Below are 16906 nucleotides of genomic sequence, written 5' to 3' on the forward strand. Positions count from 1 at the left end.
GTGAAAGACCAGCATGTCGTTATCTTCCGCATTGAGCATCGCCCAATCGGCGCTTATGAACACCGCGCGGCAGACCAGCGTTGTCTCGCGCAACGTCGCAGACGCCTCCAATCCAGACTATACGCGCCGCATCGCCGTCGTCACCAGCACGGCGCCCGGCGCGCGTTCGGTTGATATCCAGCGCGTAACCAACGACCTGCTCTTTAGGCAAAATCTCAGCGCCTTGTCGGCGTATAGCGGTCAGAACGCGCTCTACAGCGGCATGGATCAGCTGGACGTTTCGGTCAACGGCGTCGACAACGCCTCCTCGCCCTCGACCGCCATCGCCAATCTGCAGCAGGCGCTGCAACTCTACGCCACCTCGCCGTCCAACCAGAATCTCGGCTCCAGCGTCATCGACGCGGCCAAGCAGGTCGTGCGCTCCCTGAATGAAGGCTCCCAGGCCATTCAGAGTTTCCGCACCCAGACCGACAGCCAGATCGACACGGCGGTCAAGGACCTCAATTCGCTGCTCAGCCAGTTCCAGGACGCCAACCAGGCGGTTATTTCCGGGACCCGTTCCGGCACCGATGTTTCCGACGCGCTCGACCAGCGCGACGCGCTGCTGAAAAAGATCGCGGACTATGTTCCGGTATCGACCTTCACGCGCGGCGACAACGACATGGTCATCACGACGGGTGATGGCACCACGCTGTTCGAGACCATACCGCGCACGGTGAGCTTCACCCCGTCGGCCGGCTATGCCGCCGGAGCCGCCGGCAACACCGTCTATATCGACAACGTGCCGGTCTCCGCGGGAGCCGGCGGCAACACCAGCGCCAGCGGCAAGCTTGCCGGCCTGTTGCAATTGCGCGACGGCGTCGCCTCGACCATGCAAAGCCAGCTCGACGAGACCGCGCGCGGCCTGATCACGGCCTTTGCAGAGACCGCCACATCGATGCCCAATGCCGCAGGCCTGTTCACCTGGTCCGGCGCGCCGGCGGTGCCGGCCGCGGGCACTCTGGTCAATGGCCTGGCTTCCATGATCAGCATCAATACGGCGATGGATCCGAGCACCGGCGGCAATCCGACCTTGTTGCGCGACGGCGGCGCCAACGGCGCTGCCTACGTCTCCAACACCAGCGGCGGCGCCTCCTATTCCAGCCTTCTGGTCGCCTATGGCGATCGGCTCGACCAGCCGATGACGTTCGATCCCGCCGCCGGTATTTCGGCGACCTCCAGCGTTTCCGACTACGCCGCCAATTCGATCGGCTGGCTCCAGGGCATGCGCCAGCAGGCTTCGACCGCCGCCGATGCGAAGGAGGCACTGGCGCAGCGCAGCTCCGAGGCGCTGTCCAATGCGACCGGCGTCAATGTCGACCAGGAAATGTCGCTGCTGCTCGACCTCGAACACACCTATCAGGCATCAGCCCGGATGATGAAGACCGTCGACGACATGATGACGGCCCTGTTGAACGCGGTGGGATAATCCATGACCTCAGTTTCCTCGGCCGCCCTCTCCAATGCCATGCGCTATCAGCAGATGCGCATGCAGGCCGACCTCGTCAAAGCAACGAAGGAATCATCGACCGGCAAGGTCGCCGATGTCGGCCTGGCATTGGGCGGACGCACCGCCCAGTCCGTCACCTTTTCGCGCGACCTCGACCGGCTGAACGTCATCGTCGATTCCAACGGGCTGGTCACCGCCCGGCTTGCGTCGACCCAGACCGCGCTCGGCCAGCTCTCCGGCGTGGCGCAGACCTTCCTGTCCAGCCTGACCACCGCGTCTTCGGGCGACAACTCCGACAGCCTGACCCAATCGACCGGCCAGACGACGATCCAGCAGCTTGCCTCGATCCTCAACACCAGCGTCAACGGCGAGTATCTGTTCGCCGGCACCAACACCGACGTCAAGCCGATCAACGATTTCACCGCCGCCGGCTCAACGGCCAAGGCCGCCTTCGATGCCTCCTTCGTCGCCAAATTCGGCTTCACGCCCGATGATCCGGCCGCCGCCAATATCACCACCGCCCAGATGGACGACTTCATCACCAACGATGTTACGCCGCAATTCCTCGGCGCGGGCTGGCAGGCCAACATGTCGAACGCCACCGACCAGCAGATCGTCAGCCGCATCGCCCTCAACGAAACCACCGCCACCTCGACCAGCGCCAACAGCGACGGCATCAAGAAGCTCGCAATGGCCGCCGCCATTGTCTCCAGCCTGATGTCCACCAACATCAGCCAGGCGGCGAAGGACAGCATCGTCAGCCACTCGCAGACACTGGTCGGCGAGGCGCTGAGCGGCATCGCCCAGGTCCAGTCCGAAACCGGCATCGTGCAGAAGCGTGTCTCCGATGCCAGCGACCGCATGAAGACGCAGGTCGACCTGTTCGAACGGCACATCCTCGATCTCGAGGCCGTCGACCCGGCCGAAGCCGCGACCCGCGTCGCCGATCTGACGCAGCATATCGAGACGTCCTTCGCTCTGACGGCGCGCCTGCAGCAGCTCAGCCTGTTGAATTACCTGACCTGACAACTCCCAGCGGAACGGTAGAGCCACCGATGTACCAATTTTCCTATGCCGACGTCCAAAGCACCTCCGTCTCGGACGCCAAGGATCGTGAGCGCGAACTCCTGACCCGCTCGATCGACATGCTGGCTGCGGCGGCAGTGGCCGGCCAGGATTCGATGGAGGCGGTGGAGGCACTGCATTTCACCAATCGCGTTTGGACCACCTTTGTCGAGGATCTCGGCTCCAGCGACAATGCGCTTCCCAAGGAATTGCGCGCCAACCTGATTTCCATCGGCCTATGGCTGCTGCGCGAGGCGGAGGACATTCGCCAGGGCCGCACCAATAATTTCGAAGGGCTGATCGAAGTGTCCCAGATCATCCGCGACGGCATTCAATGACCAACACGCTGAAGATATCGCTGAAGCCCAACGAGAAGATCTACATCAACGGGGCCGTCATCCGCGTGGACCGCAAGGTCACCGTTGAACTGATGAACGACGTGCAGTTCCTGCTCGAAAGCCATGTGATCCAGGCCGATCAGGCATCGACGCCGCTCAGGCAGCTGTATTTCATCGTTCAGGTCATGCTGATCAACCCGGCCGGTGCTGGCGAGGCGCGCGAGATGTTCCGCCGCTCATTGCCGCTGCTCATCGCGAGTTTCGAGGACGCTGATATCTGCAGCGCTCTGAAGCAGATCGACCGCATGGTCGGCGAGGATCATATCTACGAGGCATTGAAGGCGATCCGTTCGCTTTATCCTCTCGAACGCCGCGCGCTTGGCGGCAATGACGATGTTCCGGGCGCACCGCGCCCGCTGGCCGTGGGAGCACGCTACTGATGACCGTGGACATGACGACGACGATACCGGTTGGCGCCAATTCGGCGACCACGTCGACCTCGAAGACAGCGGTCGACTACCAGTCCTTCCTGAAGCTTCTGATCGCCGAGATGAAGAACCAGGACCCGACCAAGCCGATGGATTCGACGCAGTACGTCGCCCAACTCGCCACCTTCTCGCAGGTCGAGCAATCGGTGCAGACCAACACCAAGCTCGACCAGATCATGCAGTCCTCGGCGCTGTCGCAGGCTGATGCGCTGATCGGCCGCTCGATCACGTCGGCCGACGGCAAGACCACCGGCATCGTGTCCTCGGTGACGCTCGCCAGCAGCGGACTGATCGCAGTGCTGCAGGATGGCACCCAGATCCCCGTCGGCGCAGGCGTGTCGATCAAGCCGGCAAGCTAGGCCAACCTCCCACATGAACGAGGCCGACGCACTCGACATCGTCCAGTACGCGGTGTGGACGGTGCTGACCGCCTCCGCGCCGGTTGTGCTGGTCGCCATGGCGGTCGGCATCGGCATTGCCCTCATCCAGGCGCTGACGCAGGTCCAGGAAATCACCTTGACCTTCGTGCCGAAGATCGTCGCCATCATGCTGGTGGTGGCGCTCACGGGTCCGTTCATCGGTGGCCAGATATCGGCCTTTACCAACGTCATCTTCGAGCGCATCCAGAACGGGTTCTGACGCAACCTGCAGGGGATGCACGGGGGGCCGTCCGCGACGTCCATCATCCGGCAAGTCGTAGGGCTCTATAGCGGCATTCGTCGCAAGGGCCTCTCGCAAAACCCCGGACCACCCCGGACCGACCGGCGGACCATGTGCGCCATGGCCGGCGTCCGGCCGCGAGCGATGGCTTGGCTTTTCGCGATGCGGAGGTGTGGCCCTCCTCTATCCCCTTGTTGGACCATGATCTTCCTCGCATCGCATTCGCCCTTTGCGGCGCGATGCCATAGTTTCGGCAAACGATGCGGAGAAACGGATCACCGCAAGGATCAGCACGCTGTGGCGGGGACCCATCCATGATTGACGAGAAACCGGATAGCGAAGGCGCTTCGGCGCTGGCGCCCTTCCGGCATGGCATTTTCCGAGCCGTCTGGTCCGCAAGTCTCGTTTCCAATTTCGGTGGTCTGATCCAGGGCGTCGGTGCCGCCTGGATGATGACCACGATCGCCACCTCGCCCTATCAGGTCGCCCTGGTCCAGGCCTCGACCACTTTGCCGATCATGCTGTTCGCGCTTGTCGCCGGCGCCATTGCCGACAGCTTCGACCGGCGCAAGGTGATGCTGGTCGCGCAGACCTTCATGCTCGTCGTCTCGGTGCTCCTGACGGTGTTCACCTGGTATGGCCTGATCACGCCCTGGACGCTGCTTGCCTTCACCTTCCTGATCGACAGCGGCACGGCGCTCAACAGCCCATCCTGGCAGGCGTCCGTCGGCGACATGGTTCCCCGCAACAAGGTGCCCGCGGCCGTTGCGCTGAACTCCATGGGGTTCAACCTGACACGCAGCGTCGGCCCGGCGATCGGCGGCATCATTGTCGCCGCCGCCGGCGCCGCGGCCGCCTTCGCGGCGAACGCGATCAGCTATATCGGCCTTATCGTCGTGATGGCGCGCTGGAAGCCTGACGTGCCGGTATCGACCTTGCCGCGCGAGTCGCTGGGTGCTGCCATGGGCGCCGGCCTGCGTTATGTCGCCATGTCGCCCAACATCGGCAAGGTGCTGGTCAGGGGTGCCGCCTTCGGCTTCAGCGCCGGCGCCGTCCTGGCGCTCTTGCCGCTCGTCGCGCGCGACGTCGTCAAGGGCGACGCCTTGACCTACGGTATCATGCTTGGCTCTTTCGGCATCGGTGCCGTCGGCGGCGCGCTGATCAGCGTGCGGCTGCGGCAAATGCTCTCCAGCGAGACGATGGTACGCTGTGCCTTCGCCGGCTTCGCCGTCTGCGCCTTCAATGCCGCGATCAGCCATCACGCCTGGCAGACGTCGCTCGGCCTGCTGGTCGGCGGCGCCTGCTGGGTGATCGCGCTGTCGCACTTCAACGTCACCGTGCAGATGGCGACGCCACGCTGGGTGGTCGGCCGGGTGCTGTCGGTCTACCAGACCGCGACCTTCGGCGGCATCGCGCTGGGCAGCTGGATCTGGGGCGTCGTGGCCGATGCGCATGGCGCCGAGACGGCGCTGATCGCGGCCGCCATCGCCATGCTCGCCGGCGGCGCCATCGGCCTCGTGCTACCGCTGCCGCAGCAGCAGGTGCTGAACCTCGACCCGCTCAACCGTTTCAAGGAGCCGCATCTGGCGCTGGACCTGAAGCCGCGCAGCGGTCCCATCGCCATCATGATCGAATACATCATCCGCCATGAGGATGAGGCGGAGTTCCTCGCCACCATGGCCGAACGCGGCCGCATCCGCCGCCGCGACGGTGCCCGCAACTGGACACTGGCGCGCGATCTCGAAAATCCGACGATATGGATCGAGCACTACCACACGCCGACCTGGCTCGAATATGTCAGGCACAACGGCCGCATCACCCATGCCGACGCCATGGTCGGCGATCGCTTGCGGGCACTGCATAGCGGTGACGAACCGCCGCGCGTACGGCGTGTCATCGAGCGTCCGACCACCGCCGGCACAGCGCTGGTGATGGCCAAGGGGCCGATCGAGCACTGATTTCGATACGGCGCTGACGTCCGCCGATCACCCCGCCGACTGGATCATGTAGAGCTTGCGCGTGGTCTCCCGGATCCGCCATTCGCCCTTCCATCCCCGCGGCAGCACGAGAAGGTCGCCTGGTCCCAGTTCACGCGCCTCGCCGTCGGCGCGGCTCACCTCCACCCGTCCGGAAATGATGTGGCAAATTTCCGATGAATCCGACCGGTCGGCGGTGAAGCGGCCGGGCGTACACTCCCAGATACCGATATCGACGGTGCCGTCCGGTGACTGGAAAAGCGAGCGCGCCGCTTCGATCTGATCTCCCTCGATGGAAGTGGGCTTGGGTGAGAACGCGCCGATGTCGGTCTTGGCGAGATCGTGGAAGGTCGAAAGGTCGATCAAGTTGGACTCCATGAACAAAGCAATTCCAGGAAAAGTGTCCAGCGGTTTTCCGTCCGGAATTGCGTAAAGACAAATTGCTGGAGCGGTTCAGCGAACGCTGAACCGCTTCAGTGACCCGTAATGCTGTCGGCGAGCGCGGCCAGTCTCGACGTATGCGCAAGCCCGGCGGCTTCGCGCCCGTCAGCGATGCGATAAAGCTGGTACATCGAATGCACGCCGAGCCAGCGGAACGGCTCCGGCTCCCATGGCCTGACCTTGCGGTTGACCCAGGGCAGCCTCGTCAGCTCCGTCTGCTGGCCGAGGATTAGGTCAGCCAGCGTGCGCCCCGAAAGATTGGAGCTCGACACGCCAAGTCCGACATAGCCGCCGGCCCAGCCGATACGGGTGGCGGGATCGAGGCCAACGGTCGTGCACCAGTCGCGCGGCACGCCGAGCACGCCGCACCAGGCGTGCTCGATGCGGCAGTTCGCCGTCTGCGGCAGCAGCGTCGTCAGGATCTGATGCAGCTGGTCGATCGTGGCCTGCTGCGTCTGCCCATTGATGTCGGTGCGCGAGCCGTAGCGATAGGGCACGCCGCGCCCGCCCATGGTGATGCGTCCCTCGCGCGTGCGCTGGGCATAGCAGTAGGCGTGGGCGGCGTTGCCGAGAAGCTCGTGACCTTCCCAGCCGATCTGGCGCCAAAGCGCCTCCGACAGCGGCTCGGTCACGATCTGCGCGCTGTTGAGCGCCAGCCAGGTCCGTTCCTCGCCGGGAATGCCTGCGGTAAAACCCTCCGTCGCGCGGATGACGGTCTCCGCCCGCACCGTGCCGTGGTCGGTCGTCACGGTGCCCTTGGCGATGGCCGTCACCGTCGTCTGTTCGTAGATCGGCACGCCGAGGCGCTCGACGGCGGCGGCAAGCCCGCGCACCAGCTTGGCCGGCTGCACCCGCGCTTGCCCATGGACGACGAAGCCGCCCATGACATTGCGCACATCGATGCGTGCCCGCGTCGCCGCTTGATCCAGCATCTCGACGCGGTCCGGATCGACGTCCCAGGCGCGGATCGTTTCGCATTCCTCGCGCGCGCGTTCGAGCTGCGCCGGGTTGGTGGCCACCGTCAGATTGTCGACGCGGCGAATATCGGCATCGATGCCTTCCGCGCTCGCCACCCGGATCACCTCGTCGACGCAGCCCGCCATGGCCGCCTGCATGGCGCTCACCCCTTGCCGGGTCGAGGTCTTGAGATATTTTTCGCGCGACCAGGAGAAGCCACCCGACAGCCAGCCACCATTGCGGCCCGAAGCGCCGAAACCGGCAAACTCGCGCTCGATCAGCGCGACGCGCAGCGATGGTTTGGCCTTCTTCAGATAATAGGCCGTCCACAGCCCGGTATAGCCGGCGCCGACGATCGCGACATCGGCCTCGACATCGCCGGGCAAGGGCGGCCGGGGCGTGGGAACCCCGCCCAGATCCGCATACCAGAACGATATGTCGCCGTTGCGTTTGGCTTGCATGGGATGACTTTCGGTAGAGCAATTCCAGGAAAAGTGTGAAGCGGTTTCCCGTCCGGAATTGCGTTAAAACAAAAAGATGATCAGGTCAGCGTCGCGTCGGCGGTGCTGTCATCGGCCAGAAGCTTGGCATCGGCACCGTCGAAGCAAAGCTCCACCTTCTCGCCCAGGCCAAAACTGTCGCCGGTCAGCGGCGAGCGCACGATCGCCGTGGAGCCGTCGGCGAGCCTGACTTCATATTTCGATCCCGAACCGAGATAGATGGCTTCCGCGATCGTCCCCGGCAGCCGGTTGGTGGTGCCCGCAGCGCTCTGGCCTGGCCGACGGATGGCGAGTTTTTCTGGACGCAGCAACATGACCGGACGGGCTTCGCCCGCCATCCGCCGCGGCGCTGTCACCGTCTCGCCGGCGATGGTCAGCGCCGTGCTCGCGCCGTCGCTTCGCGGCTCTCCGCGCAGCACCGTGGAATCGCCGATGAAGCGGCCGACGAACAGCGTCGTCGGTTCGTCGTAGAGCTCGCGGCCGGTGCCGACCTGCTCGATCCGTCCGCGATTGAACACGGCGATGCGGTCCGACAGGACCAGCGCCTCCTCCTGGTCGTGCGTCACGTAGACGAAGGTGGTGCCGAGCTCGCGATGGATGCGCTTGATCTCGAGCTGCAGCCATTCGCGCAGCTTCTTGTCGAGCGCGCCGAGCGGCTCGTCCATCAAAAGCAGCGGCGGATCGAAGACGATCGCGCGGGCCAGCGCCACGCGCTGCTGCTGGCCGCCCGACAGCTCGCTGGGGTAACGATGCGCGAAGTCGCCCATCTTGACCATGTCCAGCGCTCTTGCCACGCGCGCCTTTCGCTCCGCCGGGTCGACGCCACGCAGCGTCAGCGGATAGGCCACGTTGCGGCCGACGCTCATATGCGGGAAAAGCGCGTAGTGCTGGAAGACAACGCCGATGTTGCGCTTGTGCGCCGGCACGCCGACTACGCTCTTGCCGCCGACCTGCAGCTTGCCACTGGTCACGTCGGTAAAGCCGGCCACGACGTTCAGCGTCGTGGTCTTGCCGGAACCGCTCGGGCCAAGCAGCGTCATGAACTCGCCGGGCTCGATCCGCAGCGAAACGCCATCCAGCGCCTTGAAGCCGCCATAGGCCTTGCTGATCGATTCGAGATCGATCGCCGCGCCCTTGCTCTCCTGTCCCGGCTTCATGGGCGTCCTTTCCGCTCGTGGCCAAGAAGAAACATGCCGCCGCCGATCAGGATCGTGGTGGCCAAAAGCAGGATCGTGCCGACGGCGGCAACCGTCGGGTCGGCGTCGCGGGTGATGGAGGAGAATATCTGCACGGGCAAGGTCTTGAGATAGGGGTTGGTGATGAACAGCGACACGACGATCTCGTCGAAAGAGGTGGCGAAGGCGAAGAGCAGGCCGGACAGCATGCCGGGCAGGATCAGCGGCAGCGTCACCGTGCGAAACGCGGTCAGCGCTCCCGCGCCGAGGCTTGCCGCCGCCGTCTCGAGGCGCCTGTCGAACACTTCGAGACTGGCGGAAACCGCGATCAGCACGAAGGGAAGTGCAAGGATGGTGTGGGCAAGCACGAAGCCCAGCAGCGTGCCGACGAGATGGGTGTCGAGATAGACGGCGTAGATGCCGATGGCCAGCACCACGCCCGGCACCACCATCGGCGTCAGCATCAGCATCCGCAACAGGTTGGCGGGCCCTGCCTTCATGCGATCGAGGCCGAAGGCCGCGAGCGTGCCAAGCACCGTGGCCAGCACCGCCACCACGGAGGCGACCTTCAACGAGTTGAGGAAGCTCGACGACCAGTCCGGATTGGTGAAGAAGTTCTGGTACCACTGCCAGGAGAAGCCTTGCGGCGGGAAGGCAAGAGACTTGTTCTCGTTGAACGACATCGGCACCACGACCAGCGTCGGCGCGACAAGCCATATCGCCATCAGCAGGCAGACGAGGCCGAGGATCACGCGGGTGAGCGGCTTCATCTCCATCAGCTCCGTCCTGCTTCCCGGTACCGCGAGCGCATAACGGGTGCAGCGAGCGCCAGAAGCACGAACGTGGTGACGAGCAGCACCACGCCCATGGCGCCGCCGCGGCCCCATTGCAGCAGGCTGAGCACCTGGGTCTGCACCAGCGTCGACAGCATGGTCGAGCGCGGCCCGCCGAGCAGCGCCGGCGTGATGTAGAAGCCCAGGGCCAGGATGAACACGATGATCGCGCCGGCATAGACGCCGGGCAGCGACAGCGGCAGGTAGACGGTAAAGAACGCACGCGAAGGTCGCGCACCGAGGCTTTGCGCAGCCCGCATCAGCCTGAGGTCGATGCCCTTCATCACCGAGTAGAGCGGCAGGATCATGAAGGGCAGAAGCACTTGCGCCATGCCGATCACCACGCCGGTCTGGGTACGGATCAGCCGGATGCCGTCAAAACCGGCCGCGCGCAGCAGCGAATTGATGACGCCCGAATCCTGCAGAAGGATCACCCAGGAGAGCGTGCGCACGACGCCGCTTACCCAGAACGGGATCAGCACGCAGAGCACCAGGACGAGCCGCACGCGCGGCCCGACGGCGGTCATCAGATAGGCGTAAGGGTAAGCGCAGATCACGCAGACGATCGTCACCCAGGCCGAGATGGTGAAAGTGCGCTGTAGCACCGTGAGATTGATGGGCGCGCCGAAGAACCAGGCGTAATTCTGCACGCCCCATTGCGGTTCCGACAGGCTGCGCAGCACGATGGTGAGCAGCGGATAACCTATCACCGCGGCAAGCAACACCAGCGCCGGCAGCGTGAGCGCGAACGGCCGCCATGCCCATCCGGCCCGTTTCGGGGCGGATGGCGTCGTCGGTTCGTGCGCGCTCACGGGCCTTGCCTTCTTGGTCAGCCGGTCAGTTGCCGGCCATCAGCGCCGACCACTTCTCCTGCGCCACCGCGAAATTCGGGACCCAGAACTTGAAGTTCTGCTTGTAGCCCTGCTTCTGGCGGTCCGGAGTATTGGTCAGGAAGGCGGCAACGGAAGCGTCGACCTTGGGCTGCGCGTCGCTGTTGATCGGCGTATAGGACGTCTGTTCCGCCAGGACCTCCTGGGCATGCTTGCCGAGATAGGCATTGAGCAGCGCATAGGACGCGTCCGTGTCCTTGACGCCGACCGGGATCGTCATCTGGTCCATCACCACCAGCCAATCCTGCCAGGCGGGCGCATATTTGGCGCCGTTCTTGACCGCGGTCATGGCGCGGCCGGTCCACATCATCAGCATATCGGCTTCGCCGGATTCGGCGAGCTGCTGCGATTCGGCACCCGTCTTCCAGAAAATCGTGTCGGGGCCGAGCTTGCGGACCACGTCGATGGCCTTGTCGATATCGGCCACCGTCATTGCCTTCGGGTCGCCGCCGGCAACCTTGAACGCCTGTTCGAGCAAGCCGCCGGTCGGGCTGCCGGAGCCGTCGATTCCGCGCACGCCCGGAAACTTTGCCGTGTCGAAGAAGTCGGCCCAGCTCTTGGGTGGATTATCCTTGTACTTCTCGGTGTTGTACATCAGCACGACGCCGTAGTTCATCGCCGGCACCGAGCATTCGCCGACCTGACCTTCCGGGATTTTCGAGACGTCGAGCTTGGTCAGATCCAGCTTCTGGAACAGCTTGCCGCAATACACGTAAGGCGGCAGGTCGTCGGTATCGACAACGTCCCAGGTGACGTTGCCGGACTCGACCTGCGCCTGCAACTTGGCGATCTCGGTCGGGCCGTCATTGAGCAGCTTGACGCCGGACTTGTCGGCGAATTCCTTCAGCGCCGCCGCCTGGCCGTCCTGGTAGATGCCGCCATAGGAAACGAGCGTCAGGGTCTTGCCCTTGAGCGAGCCTTCCTTCACCTCGCCGGCCACCGGCTTGTCCTGCGCAAAGGCCGCGCCGGCCACAACGCCAAGCGCCAGAATGGCGCCAAGGCCTGCAAATCTCGATTTAAACATCACACTAACTCTCCCATTCATGCCCGCGTTTTGATCGGACTACCTGGCCGCGAGCGGTTTCCAGGCCGTATATTGTTCGAGTTCGGCGCGCGCCGAGGTCGGCGGCGCGATGATCCACATCACTTCGGCTCGGCCACTGCCGATGTTCTCTGAGCGATGCGGTGTCGACGTCGTGTATTCGATGCTGTCGCCCTCCTCGAGCACGTGGCGCGCCTCACCCAGCGAGACCTCGACGATCCCGCGCAGCACGACGAGCATCTCGTGGGCGTCGCCATGAGTGTAGCGATCGGGTCCGGTCGAACCGCCAATGTCGAATTCGCCGACATAGACTTCCATGTCGCTCAGCGGCGGGCGCGACAACAGCATCTTGCGGCAGCCGTCGCTGGGCGGCAGGCTCGGCCGCTCGCTTCGTCTCAGGACGCCATGGTTTTGCGCCGCGCTTTCCTCGAACAACATGGCGACGCTGACGCCAAGCGCCGAAGCCATCTGGTTGAGCGATGCGGTGCTGGCCCCGGTCAGGCCGCGTTCGAGCTGGCTGATGAAACTGGCGCTGGTTCCAGTCGCCTCCGCAAGCTCCCGCAATGACAACCTGCGGGCGAGGCGAAGGCTCTTGAGGCGCATGCCCAGCACTTCATGTGCATGGGTCGCGGCGGGCGCGTCGCCCGTCTTTACCGAAGCCGCGCCAGAGGCCTTGCGCATGCTGTCTCCTCGCTTCACTTAACAATGTGTACAGTACCACTGCACAACTGGCAAGCCACGCGTGGCGCCAGGACCTCGGCAATAGCTGGGCCAGGCTTGCAAGCTGGGATGATCTATAGGCTGAAGTAAGCCGCGACCGTCGGAACGCGTAGGGAGCCTACCCCTCGCCGGACAGGTCCCGACGCGCCTTTTCGAGCTCCTCGGCATAGCGCCGCATGAGGTGTCCCTCGGTCAGCAGCCCGAGCACGATGTGGTCGGTGAAATCCTCGACGACGGCCAGTTCCTCGGCGCCGGCGCGCTGGAACGTCTCGGCGGCGGCCTGCACGTTCATGCTGGGCACCAGAACCGCATCCTTGTACTGGGCAAGATCGCGTACCGGCACGTCGCCGCCGGAGGGATCGCTGTGCAGTTCGGCCACGATCAGCACGCCGACATATTGATCGCCCGGGTCGACGGCGATGACGCGCTGGCCGGATCCGAGCGGAATCTGCTTGCGGAAGGCGGCCAGTGTCGTCGAGGCATCGATGGTCTTGATGTCCTTGCGCATCATCGAGCCGACGGTGAGGCTGCGCATCCAGCCGACATCGTGGGCGCTGCGGATCGTCTCGCCGCGCAGATGGAAGCGCCATGTCGAGAACGAATAGCCGAATGTCTCGCGCACCAGGATCGCCGCCATGATCGAGGCCGCCAGCACGACGCCGGTCAGTGTCAGGTCACGGGTCGATTCCAGCGCCAGGAAGGTCATCGTCAGCGGACCGCCGACGACACCGACGGCAAGCGAGGTCATGCCGACGACGGCGGCGACCGAGGGGTCGATGCCGGTCGCCGGCGAAACCAGTGCCATCACGCCGGCGAATGCCTTGCCGAGCAGCGCACCGAGGAACAGCGACGCAAAGAACAGGCCGCCGCGAAAGCCCGAACCAAGCGAGATCGCCGACGCCGCCAATTTCAGCACGAAGACGCTGGCCACCACGGTCAAACCATAGTTCATGGCGAACTCGCGATGCAGCGCGCCGTGGCCGCTGGACAGGACCTGCGGCGTGATCAGCCCCAGGAGGCCGACGATGACGCCGCCGATGACGGGGCGCAGCGAGGCATCGACCGACAGCCTGTTGAAAGCGCGTTCGATCAGCGTCACCAGCTGCATGATGGCAATCGAAGCGGCGCCGCCGAGCAGCCCGAGCAGCAGGAACGGCACGTACTGGCTGGCGGTGAGTTGCGGCAGTCCCGAAAGCTCGAGCGGAAACGGCACGCCGCCGAACATTTCAGCCGTCAGCGAAGCGCAGATCGCGGCCGTCATGACCGGCGCGACATTGGCGACCGAGTAGATGCCGATGACCAGCTCGAAGCCATAGAAGGCACCGGTCAGCGGCGCATCGAAGGCGGCGGCGATGGCGCCGGCCGCGCCGCAGCCGACGAGGACGCGGACATCGTTGCGGCGCAGCCTGAAGATGCGCGCCAGCCGCGATGCCAGGCCAGAGCCGACCTGCGTGTAGCCAGCTTCCAGTCCGACCGACGCGCCGAAGCCGCTGGAGATCATGGTCTGGCCGGCGATGATGAACGTGTCGGTCAGCGACATGCGCCCGCCATAGAGCGCGTTGGCCTCGATCGGATCGACCGGAGTGCGGAATTTACGCAATCGCAGCCAGATCACCGTCAACCCGAGCAGCGCGCCGCCGATCGCCGGTATCAGCGCCTGAACCGGATTGGCGAGCGAGAACATGCCGGACAGCCGGCCGCCGGGTTGGACGCCGAACAGGAGCCCGTGCAAATCCTGCACGATCTGGCTCATCGCGGTGACCAGTATGCCCGCCATGACGCCGACGACGCCGGCGAGGATGACCACGGCAATGCCGCGCGCCTCGAGCAGAGGAATGGATCTCAGAAGCACCGCGCGCAGCCGGCGGGCGTAGACTTCGCTGTGGTTTCTGGAAAGCACCGGGGCGGCTCGCCGACATCAAAAGGCAGAACCGCCTGATACGCCGGGCGGCACGACATGACAACCACAATGGCGACATCAAAGGCGCCATTGTGGCCGTGAAACCAGCTGATTTCGTCTTGCAGCCTTCTGATCGCGAGGCAGCCGGCTCCGCGGTCAGTCCGGTATGGTCAGCGGCCCGCAATCGTCATCGGCGACGAAGGTCGCCAAGAGTTCGGCGGGCTCGGTGGTGCTGGCATTCTCGGCGAAGAGATGGACCGCGCCGGGTGGCTCGAACCATGTCTGTCCCTTGGTGAAGACTGCGGCCGGGCTGCCTTCGAGCTGCGAGCGCAGCGTGCCCTTCAGGACGAAGGCGCTGACCGAGCCCGGATGCCGGTGACGAGGCGTGAAACCGTTTGGTGGAAATGCCACGATCACCGTGGTGATCGACTTGCCCGGCACGTTTGGCAGCTTTTCGCAGGAGATCGGCGTGACGACCGTCTTTGGCCGCGCCCCGGCAACACCGTTCACATCGGCATTTGCCATCTGCACATGCATTTCCATGCCTTTCGGCACGATGCCTGTGAAACCGGGGCCGGCCCACTTTGCCGCGAGCGCGAACAAAACCCCGACAGCGCTGGCCGCGATGACAAATTGGCCGGCGCGCGGACGAGCTTGATTGCCGATCATCTCGATATCTCCGCATTCAGGCGGGCAAACGGAAATCAGCACGCCAACCCAGCTCCTCGACCGCCCTTTGCGTCGAGACAGCCTGGTTGGGTTCCGCCACGTTGAAGACGCCAGGCGCGCCCTTTTCGAGTGCGAGCAGCGCCGCATGGGCAGCAGCATCGACATGCACAGGCGAGGCGCCGGTAGCCGCATCGGTTCCCGTTCCCGGTCCATAGAGCTGGCCATATCGCAGGACGACGCCGGCGAATGGTGCGTTGAGAACAGCCTTTTCCAAGGCGATGACGCCACCGACGCTGATGCCGCGACTGCCGCTCGCCCCGCCGTCCAGCGGGTCGGCTTCGCCATGCGGCTCCGGTCCCGGCGCATAGGCCCAGGCGATGCTTTGAGCGACCATGCGCCGGGCGCCGGACGCGGCGGCCGCCGTGACCAGATTGCGGGTGCCCTCCTCGCGGATGCGGGCATTGCGAACAACCGCATCGCCCATCCGGCTCGGATCCAGCCCCGGCGGCAGGTCCGTCATCTGATGGACGACGATGTCCGGCCGGGCGGCAAGCATGCAGCGCGACAGGGCCTCGGCATCGAAGACATCCACGATCACCGGTTCGACGCCGAGGGCACGCAATGTCGCAGCCTTGTCAGGACTGCGCGTGGTACCCGTCACGTGATGGCCGGCGGCCAGGAGCTGCGGGATCAGCCGCTGCCCGATGGCGCCAGAAGCGCCGGCAAGGAAAATTCGATGCCCCATCGTCATGAACTCCACATCGTCGTAGTATCAGCACACGAATAACATATAAGAGCTCTGATATCATGCGCAAGGCAAATCCGACAGTTCCGGCTCCGGGCGAAGGCAAGCGCGGCGAGGAAGGCTATCTCGGCTATCTCCTGCGGCAGGCCGCCGGCGCGCATCGGCTGAGGGTCGACAGGGCACTGGCCGATTTCGGCGTGACGCAGCCGCAATTTGCCACGCTGACCATGCTTGGCGCCTATCCCGGCCTCTCCAACGCCGATCTGGCCCGGTTGGCGCTGCTCACCCCGCAAACGCTCAGCGTCATCGTCGCCAATCTCGAACGGGCCGGTTCGCTGGTGCGCAGGCCGCATGCCGTCCATGGCCGCATCCAGCATATCGAGCTCAGCGACAGCGGACAGGCGCTGCTGCGGGAATGCCGCGAGCGGGTGCATGCCATCGAGCGCGAACTGACCGAAGGCCTGTCGTCCGAGGAAGAAAGAGCCGTCAGGCGCTGGCTGGTCGGCGTCGCCACGGCTGACACATCCGTGCCCTGATCGTTTGCCGGCGGCTGACGATTGTCGAGCGGCGGCCGATCAGGTTGTCATCGGCTCACCGGCTTCGTAGAGCACGAGGTTGCGCTCGCCTATGCCAAGCGCCGGCCAGCTCGAACGCCACTCGGCGATATGCGGCGAGCGGAAATGTGCATCGAGCGCCGCCTTGTCGCGCCACACCTCGGTCACCCGGATCAGCCCGGCGTCGAGCACATCCCGCGCATAGGAGTATTCGAGACAGCCAGTCTCGGCACGGCTGCCCGAGATCATGCGCTCCATCGCGGACCTTGCCTCCTCGAACCTGTTGGGCGGCAGACGGATCGTGCCGATGATCAGCAGCATGGGCTTTCCTTCTTGCGAGATAGTCTATCCGCCTACTGCATGTCGCCCGAAAGTGGCCGCGGTTTTGGGAAGACGACATGCATAAAACAAGGTCTCCCACCCTCGCGCAAGCTTGGCCAGCTACCCTCGCCGGGCTGTCGTAT

The 16906-nt window shown here is 64.7% G+C and carries 19 protein-coding genes; 8 read left to right on the plus strand and 11 right to left on the minus strand.

Annotated elements, in window-relative coordinates:
- Nucleotides 1-13 precede the first annotated feature (13 nt).
- The 7 genes from flgK (at nucleotide 14) to FJ977_RS12340 (ending at nucleotide 5998) form a co-directional block, all read left to right on the plus strand.
- The gene (gene flgK / locus FJ977_RS12310; protein WP_140771744.1) at nucleotides 14-1468 is read left to right on the plus strand and encodes a flagellar hook-associated protein FlgK; all 1455 of its coding nucleotides are present in this window, start codon (nucleotides 14-16) and stop codon (nucleotides 1466-1468) included.
- A gap of 3 nt (nucleotides 1469-1471) precedes the next feature.
- Nucleotides 1472-2515 (plus strand): flagellar hook-associated family protein, encoded by a 1044-nt coding sequence (locus FJ977_RS12315; protein WP_140771746.1) that lies wholly within the window; start codon nucleotides 1472-1474, stop codon nucleotides 2513-2515.
- Nucleotides 2516-2544: 29 nt separating this feature from the next.
- On the plus strand, nucleotides 2545-2892 hold the full coding sequence (flaF, locus tag FJ977_RS12320) for a flagellar biosynthesis regulator FlaF (RefSeq protein WP_140771748.1): 348 nt from the start codon (nucleotides 2545-2547) through the stop codon (nucleotides 2890-2892).
- A complete protein-coding gene (gene flbT / locus FJ977_RS12325; RefSeq protein ID WP_140771750.1) occupies nucleotides 2889-3332 on the plus strand; it encodes a flagellar biosynthesis repressor FlbT in 444 nt (147 codons plus the stop codon). Before flaF ends, flbT begins: the two co-directional genes overlap by 4 nt.
- An 11-nt stretch (nucleotides 3333-3343) precedes the next feature.
- Nucleotides 3344-3739 carry a flagellar hook assembly protein FlgD gene (flgD, locus tag FJ977_RS12330; RefSeq protein WP_181179853.1) on the plus strand — a complete coding sequence of 132 codons (396 nt, stop codon included), beginning with the start codon at nucleotides 3344-3346 and terminating at the stop codon, nucleotides 3737-3739.
- A gap of 13 nt (nucleotides 3740-3752) precedes the next feature.
- Nucleotides 3753-4019, plus strand: coding sequence for a flagellar biosynthesis protein FliQ (gene fliQ, locus FJ977_RS12335; protein WP_013893193.1), 267 nt, complete (start codon nucleotides 3753-3755; stop codon nucleotides 4017-4019).
- Between the two features lie 335 nt (nucleotides 4020-4354).
- Complete coding sequence (locus FJ977_RS12340) at nucleotides 4355-5998, plus strand: MFS transporter (protein ID WP_140771754.1); 1644 nt, start codon at nucleotides 4355-4357, stop codon at nucleotides 5996-5998.
- A 27-nt stretch (nucleotides 5999-6025) separates the two neighbouring features.
- Here the strand turns inward: FJ977_RS12340 and FJ977_RS12345 are convergent, their stop codons facing one another.
- The 10 genes from FJ977_RS12345 to FJ977_RS12390 form a co-directional block, all read right to left on the minus strand.
- Nucleotides 6026-6394, minus strand: coding sequence for a cupin domain-containing protein (locus FJ977_RS12345; RefSeq protein ID WP_140771756.1), 369 nt, complete (start codon nucleotides 6392-6394; stop codon nucleotides 6026-6028).
- A 95-nt stretch (nucleotides 6395-6489) separates the two neighbouring features.
- Nucleotides 6490-7875, minus strand: coding sequence for an FAD-binding oxidoreductase (locus FJ977_RS12350; protein ID WP_140771757.1), 1386 nt, complete (start codon nucleotides 7873-7875; stop codon nucleotides 6490-6492).
- An 80-nt stretch (nucleotides 7876-7955) separates the two neighbouring features.
- Complete coding sequence (locus FJ977_RS12355; protein WP_140771758.1) at nucleotides 7956-9071, minus strand: ABC transporter ATP-binding protein; 1116 nt, start codon at nucleotides 9069-9071, stop codon at nucleotides 7956-7958.
- The gene (locus tag FJ977_RS12360; protein WP_140771759.1) at nucleotides 9068-9865 is read right to left on the minus strand and encodes an ABC transporter permease; all 798 of its coding nucleotides are present in this window, start codon (nucleotides 9863-9865) and stop codon (nucleotides 9068-9070) included. The genes FJ977_RS12355 and FJ977_RS12360 overlap by 4 nt, the downstream gene beginning before the upstream one ends.
- A complete protein-coding gene (locus FJ977_RS12365; RefSeq protein ID WP_140771761.1) occupies nucleotides 9865-10734 on the minus strand; it encodes an ABC transporter permease in 870 nt (289 codons plus the stop codon). The genes FJ977_RS12360 and FJ977_RS12365 overlap by 1 nt, the downstream gene beginning before the upstream one ends.
- Nucleotides 10735-10759: 25 nt before the next feature.
- Entirely contained in the window at nucleotides 10760-11836 is a 1077-nt protein-coding gene (locus FJ977_RS12370; protein WP_140771763.1) for a PotD/PotF family extracellular solute-binding protein, read from the minus strand.
- Between the two features lie 39 nt (nucleotides 11837-11875).
- Nucleotides 11876-12535, minus strand: coding sequence for an XRE family transcriptional regulator (locus FJ977_RS12375; protein ID WP_140771765.1), 660 nt, complete (start codon nucleotides 12533-12535; stop codon nucleotides 11876-11878).
- A gap of 157 nt (nucleotides 12536-12692) precedes the next feature.
- Complete coding sequence (locus tag FJ977_RS12380; protein WP_140771767.1) at nucleotides 12693-14474, minus strand: chloride channel protein; 1782 nt, start codon at nucleotides 14472-14474, stop codon at nucleotides 12693-12695.
- A gap of 156 nt (nucleotides 14475-14630) precedes the next feature.
- On the minus strand, nucleotides 14631-15143 hold the full coding sequence (locus FJ977_RS12385; RefSeq protein WP_140771769.1) for a cupin domain-containing protein: 513 nt from the start codon (nucleotides 15141-15143) through the stop codon (nucleotides 14631-14633).
- Nucleotides 15144-15159: 16 nt separating this feature from the next.
- Nucleotides 15160-15888, minus strand: coding sequence for an NAD(P)-dependent oxidoreductase (locus FJ977_RS12390; RefSeq protein ID WP_140771771.1), 729 nt, complete (start codon nucleotides 15886-15888; stop codon nucleotides 15160-15162).
- 62 nt (nucleotides 15889-15950) lie between these two features.
- Between FJ977_RS12390 and FJ977_RS12395 the strand changes: the two genes are divergently transcribed.
- Nucleotides 15951-16424 (plus strand): MarR family transcriptional regulator, encoded by a 474-nt coding sequence (locus tag FJ977_RS12395; protein ID WP_140771772.1) that lies wholly within the window; start codon nucleotides 15951-15953, stop codon nucleotides 16422-16424.
- Between the two features lie 39 nt (nucleotides 16425-16463).
- Here FJ977_RS12395 and FJ977_RS12400 read toward each other — a convergent pair whose 3' ends face one another.
- A complete protein-coding gene (locus FJ977_RS12400; RefSeq protein ID WP_140771774.1) occupies nucleotides 16464-16763 on the minus strand; it encodes a putative quinol monooxygenase in 300 nt (99 codons plus the stop codon).
- Nucleotides 16764-16906: the final 143 nt, after the last annotated feature.

It is taken from the genome of Mesorhizobium sp. B2-1-3A (assembly GCF_006442655.1).
Taxonomy (GTDB): domain Bacteria; phylum Pseudomonadota; class Alphaproteobacteria; order Rhizobiales; family Rhizobiaceae; genus Mesorhizobium.

Coding starts and splice junctions, on each gene's coding strand:
- flgK (WP_140771744.1), top strand. CDS start 14: ATGTCGTTATCTTCCGCATTGAGCATCGCCCAATCGGCGCTTATGAAC.
- FJ977_RS12315 (WP_140771746.1), top strand. CDS start 1,472: ATGACCTCAGTTTCCTCGGCCGCCCTCTCCAATGCCATGCGCTATCAG.
- flaF (WP_140771748.1), top strand. CDS start 2,545: ATGTACCAATTTTCCTATGCCGACGTCCAAAGCACCTCCGTCTCGGAC.
- flbT (WP_140771750.1), top strand. CDS start 2,889: ATGACCAACACGCTGAAGATATCGCTGAAGCCCAACGAGAAGATCTAC.
- flgD (WP_181179853.1), top strand. CDS start 3,344: ATGACGACGACGATACCGGTTGGCGCCAATTCGGCGACCACGTCGACC.
- fliQ (WP_013893193.1), top strand. CDS start 3,753: ATGAACGAGGCCGACGCACTCGACATCGTCCAGTACGCGGTGTGGACG.
- FJ977_RS12340 (WP_140771754.1), top strand. CDS start 4,355: ATGATTGACGAGAAACCGGATAGCGAAGGCGCTTCGGCGCTGGCGCCC.
- FJ977_RS12345 (WP_140771756.1), bottom strand. CDS start 6,394: ATGGAGTCCAACTTGATCGACCTTTCGACCTTCCACGATCTCGCCAAG.
- FJ977_RS12350 (WP_140771757.1), bottom strand. CDS start 7,875: ATGCAAGCCAAACGCAACGGCGACATATCGTTCTGGTATGCGGATCTG.
- FJ977_RS12355 (WP_140771758.1), bottom strand. CDS start 9,071: ATGAAGCCGGGACAGGAGAGCAAGGGCGCGGCGATCGATCTCGAATCG.
- FJ977_RS12360 (WP_140771759.1), bottom strand. CDS start 9,865: ATGGAGATGAAGCCGCTCACCCGCGTGATCCTCGGCCTCGTCTGCCTG.
- FJ977_RS12370 (WP_140771763.1), bottom strand. CDS start 11,836: ATGTTTAAATCGAGATTTGCAGGCCTTGGCGCCATTCTGGCGCTTGGC.
- FJ977_RS12375 (WP_140771765.1), bottom strand. CDS start 12,535: ATGCGCAAGGCCTCTGGCGCGGCTTCGGTAAAGACGGGCGACGCGCCC.
- FJ977_RS12385 (WP_140771769.1), bottom strand. CDS start 15,143: ATGATCGGCAATCAAGCTCGTCCGCGCGCCGGCCAATTTGTCATCGCG.
- FJ977_RS12390 (WP_140771771.1), bottom strand. CDS start 15,888: ATGGGGCATCGAATTTTCCTTGCCGGCGCTTCTGGCGCCATCGGGCAG.
- FJ977_RS12395 (WP_140771772.1), top strand. CDS start 15,951: ATGCGCAAGGCAAATCCGACAGTTCCGGCTCCGGGCGAAGGCAAGCGC.
- FJ977_RS12400 (WP_140771774.1), bottom strand. CDS start 16,763: ATGCTGCTGATCATCGGCACGATCCGTCTGCCGCCCAACAGGTTCGAG.